Origin of the sequence: Kitasatospora sp. MBT63 (assembly GCF_000710465.2) — a bacterium.
In the GTDB taxonomy this organism is placed as follows: domain Bacteria; phylum Actinomycetota; class Actinomycetes; order Streptomycetales; family Streptomycetaceae; genus Kitasatospora.
The window spans coordinates 1-3,895 of sequence record NZ_JAIZ01000655.1 but is presented as its reverse complement, the minus strand read 5'-3'; the positions used below and the strand labels follow the sequence as shown (position 1 = coordinate 3,895).

Below are 3,895 nucleotides of genomic sequence, written 5' to 3'. Positions count from 1 at the left end.
CTTGGACGGGGCATCGTTCACGGGCGGTGCCGGGGGTGGTGGGGGAGTGGGGGTGCCGTCGTTGGCGACGTTGCAGCGGGCGGTGCGCCGGGATCTGAACGCGGGGCAGCGTGCCGCGCTCAAGGACGGGGAGAGGGCCCGGCGGGCACACGATGTGCATCTGGCCCGTCCGGTGAAGTGGCGTAACGCGTGCTGGGAGGGTGATCACAAGCATCTGCCCGTCGAGGTCGAGCTGGACGGGCAACTGGTTCGGCCGTGGGTGACGTGGTTCGTCGACTGCGCGAGGAACGCGATCACCGGCGCGGCCGTCACCCCGCACCAGCCGTCCCGGGACGCGGTGCTGGCCGCGCTGCGGATCGCGTTGTCGCGGGACGAGAGCGGTGGCCCGTACGGGCCGATCGGCGGGCTGCCGGAGTTGGTGCGGGTCGACCGCGGCAAGGAGTTCCTGTGCGCCACGGTGTCCCGGGCGCTGGGCGCGCTCGCGGTCCCGGTGCAGGATCTCCCCGCCCGCCGTCCGGAGCTGAAGGGCACGGTGGAGAACCTCAACCACTGCGTCGTCGACATGTTCCTGGTCGCGCAGCCCGGATACCTCCCCGCCCCCGCCGCAACGACCGGCCCGCAGGCCCGGCGCGGCGACCCGGAGGGGGTGTTGTCGTTCGCCGAGTTCACCGCACGGCTTTTGGACTGGGTGCGGTGGTGGAACACCGAGCACCGCCCGCAGCCGCTTGGTGGCCGTACACCGCTCCAGGCGTGGCAGGACGACCCCACCCCGATCGAGGACGTCCCGCCCGCCCTGCTGTGCTCCTTCACCCTCGAGGACGCGGGAGGCGACAAGGTCCTGTCCACGAAGGGCGTGTACTGGCGGGGGCGTTACTACGTCGGCCCGTGGATGCACGGCATGGACGGCACCCGGGTACGGGTTCGGTTCGTCCCCCACCACGATCACGAGATCGAGGTGTTCGACGCCGCCACCGGCGCCGGGCCGAGGATCCCGCGGCGCCCGTCACCCACCTGATGGGCTGCGAAGCCAGTGGACCGCTTCCGTACTCCTGGTCCAGCGAGACCTTGACGAAGACCGCGGGCACCGGCAACCCGCACCCCTCATGCGGGTTGCGGCTCGCGCCACATGCGCTGAAGCGTCGGGCCACCAGGAAGGCTGAGAGGGCCTAGAAGTTCGAAACCGAGTTGAGCATAAAGTCTCTCATTGCTGGGGTTGCTTGCCTCAAGGTAGACGGGGACACCGCCCGCATCTAGGTAGCTCAGGTGGCGTTGCAGCAGCGCGGTCCCGAGGCCCTTGCCTTGATGTTCCGGCCGAACTCCGATAAAAGGAAGGTAGTAGTGTGCGGTTTGGCGAGGATGATTTTTATCCATCAACTCGGCCAGCGCCAAGAATCGTGCCGCATAGTGGCTGCCGATTGCTTCCTCGAAGCCGGGATCTGTGTTCCGTTCTTCTGATGAATCCTGCGCTTTCATTGGCAGCCACAGCGCTGCGGCAGCAAAGTCCTCTGCGATGTACACCTCACCCTCGGCGATTGCCTGCTGAACGAAGATCTGGTAAAAAGCTGGATGGAGTCGCTTACGGTCGTCGGAATTCGGGAAGATCCATTTGTTTACGGGGTCGCCCATGAACGAGATTGCCAACAAATCCGAGATGGCCCCGGCGTCGCCACCCGCAGCCAGTCGTACATGCATAGATTTCCCATCCCTGATTTCGTCGGCTCGGTGACTCGTAATTTGTGATCTAATGATCTCTCCCAACTGGCTGCTCGAACGAGGGGAGCGTGGCAGGAGGTTGACCAGGCCAAACTGCGCCGACCGAGCCCTTCCCAATCGGCGCACTCGATCGATGGTTCCTCTGAATAGGATCGGTCTAGAATCCATGCCGGTCCGACTCTCAACTCATACCTCGTCGGTGGAGCACTCATGGTGGGGTGCTTGTGACATAAGGTCGGCGCGTAGGGCATCGATTGCCGAGCGGTCTACGTGCGCCATCGTTATCACGTGTGCGCGATCACCTTCACAGGCTAGGTGCCACTTGTCGATTATCCAGGGCGCCGGTCGGTCGAAGCATATGGTGAGGGAGTCGATTGGCCGCTGAGGGTTTACTCCCGCGGAAGCCAGCTGCTGCTCCGTGTAGCGTGCCGTCTCCAGGCAGCGGACCGATCGTTGGCGGAGTCCCTCATGGCCCAGGCGGCGTAGTGCGGACCACAACAGCAGTACGGCGAGGCCGCTGCGGGAGCAGCCGATCGTCCGATCTGTGGTGCGCACGTACTCGCCCGCTGTCACGGGGGCGACGAGCTCGCGTCGGGCTACGAAGACACCGCAAGGTACAGGTGTGCCCAGAAACTTATGCCCCGAGATCGACACGCTGTCCGCTCCGTGAGCAAAATTCCAGCGTGGTGTGGACGGTGCGTAAGCAGCGACGAAGCCCCCGCCTGCAGCATCGGCATGTATATATACATCGCCGGCCCCGGCGGCGGCTTCCCGAAGCGCCGTGACATCGTCGTAAGCGCCGCGCATCGTGGTTCCGATCGACGCCACGACGATGGCGCCTGGCCCGTGACGGTCGCCCGAATGACTTTTGCGGTGTGCCAAAGTGCAGCGCCTCAGGCTTTGCAGGTCCATCGTGCCGTCATTAAGGGATGAGACAGTGACCAGCTGCAGGCCCAGCTGTTCGGCGGCCTTACGCACTGAGTAGTGCGCCTGGTCGCTGGCATACAGTCGCGCGTGCGGCAGTGCGGCGCGGGCTACCTGTAGCCCGCGCATGATGCCTTCGCTGCCGCCAGTTGTGACGTATCCATAGCTTTCAGCCGGTTTCGCGCCCGCAAGCTCAGCAATGAAGTCGACTACGGCCTGCTCGTAGACCTTGGCGTGCACTGCGCTGGCATCCGTGGCAGTGGGATCGCCGACATTGTTGACCAGCACCCTCAAAAATGGCGCGAGCTCGGAGAAGTCGAAGTCGAAGGCGCCAGGAAACCCCAGGACGCGCTGCTGCTCGGCTTGCAGATCCTCGGCGAAACGGAGCAGGCGTTTGGTGTCGCCGTCGGCATCGCTCGGGTAATGTCCGATCTGCAGCTCCACGTCCGCCGTGACCGGCGCGATTTGCAGCAGCGGAAGTGGTGGCGACTGAGACAGGGCGGGCCCGTCCTGGAGAAGCGGATCAGGTGACACAGAGAACTCCATGCCATCGATGTGCGCTATGACGTTTTCCGCGTTTGATGTGCTTGGTAGAGGCATACTTCCTCCGAGTCTGTGGCATGGTTGAATCCAACATCTACTTGCCGAACGTATTCCGCGAGCGCGATGAAAACAGCGCTCCGGCCACGCTGTCAACCAGTGATGGCTCCGGAAAGCGATTGGATGACTACGGTAGGGCCGATTCGAGGGGTTCCGTAGGGGTCAGATCACACCCGAAGCGCTTCGGCAGAAAAACAGTTGTGGCCACACCATCGCATACGGGACGTGACCAGCGGGAACCTGGCGACAGGGAAACCGAATGGGCAGCCAAAATGCCCAAGAGTATGCCTGAAAAAAATCTGCTAGGACGGGTGCATGGCCAGGGCTGATTCAAAGTCCTGGTGATCTTGTATCGCCCCTGGTCAGGGGATGTGGAGGAGGTCGAGGGGGCGGGTGAAGGGCTGGTAGGAGACGTGTCGGAGGCCGGCGGCGATGCTGGTGTGGCCGTGGTCGCGGAGGGTGTTGATCGCGATGTTGCGCAGGGTCGCCATGTTCTCGGGGCCGTGGCCGGTGCGGATCTTGGAGGCGTCCTCGCGGAAGGCGGTGTGGCGGACGAAGTGCAGGCGGTTCTCGATGGTCCACTGCGAGCGGGCGGCCTCACCGATCCGCTTCGGTGAGGCCTGCAGGTGGGACAGGTCGGTGAGCGCGTAGACGGTCT

The 3,895-nt window shown here is 64.2% G+C and carries 3 protein-coding genes and 1 pseudogene; 1 reads left to right on the top strand and 3 read right to left on the bottom strand.

Annotated features, from left to right (window positions below):
* Nucleotides 1–1,015, top strand: a 1,015-nt coding sequence (locus AA75_RS34420; RefSeq protein ID WP_149038546.1) for a Mu transposase C-terminal domain-containing protein, incomplete at its 5' end; no start/stop codon positions are given.
* Between the two features lie 86 nt (nucleotides 1,016–1,101).
* Here the strand turns inward: AA75_RS34420 and AA75_RS46385 are convergent.
* The 3 genes and pseudogenes from AA75_RS46385 to AA75_RS34410 form a co-directional block, all read right to left on the bottom strand.
* Nucleotides 1,102–1,692 (bottom strand): N-acetyltransferase, encoded by a 591-nt coding sequence (locus AA75_RS46385; protein WP_158515610.1) that lies wholly within the window; start codon nucleotides 1,690–1,692, stop codon nucleotides 1,102–1,104.
* A gap of 207 nt (nucleotides 1,693–1,899) precedes the next feature.
* Entirely contained in the window at nucleotides 1,900–3,183 is a 1,284-nt protein-coding gene (locus AA75_RS46380; protein WP_158515609.1) for a histidine decarboxylase, read from the bottom strand.
* Between the two features lie 416 nt (nucleotides 3,184–3,599).
* A pseudogene (locus tag AA75_RS34410) lies at nucleotides 3,600–3,895 on the bottom strand (ISAs1 family transposase); the annotation flags it as partial.

Excerpts from the sequence above, each read along its gene's own strand:
- AA75_RS46385 (WP_158515610.1), bottom strand. The coding sequence starts at position 1,692 with ATGCATGTACGACTGGCTGCGGGTGGCGACGCCGGGGCCATCTCGGAT.
- AA75_RS46380 (WP_158515609.1), bottom strand. The coding sequence starts at position 3,183 with ATGGAGTTCTCTGTGTCACCTGATCCGCTTCTCCAGGACGGGCCCGCC.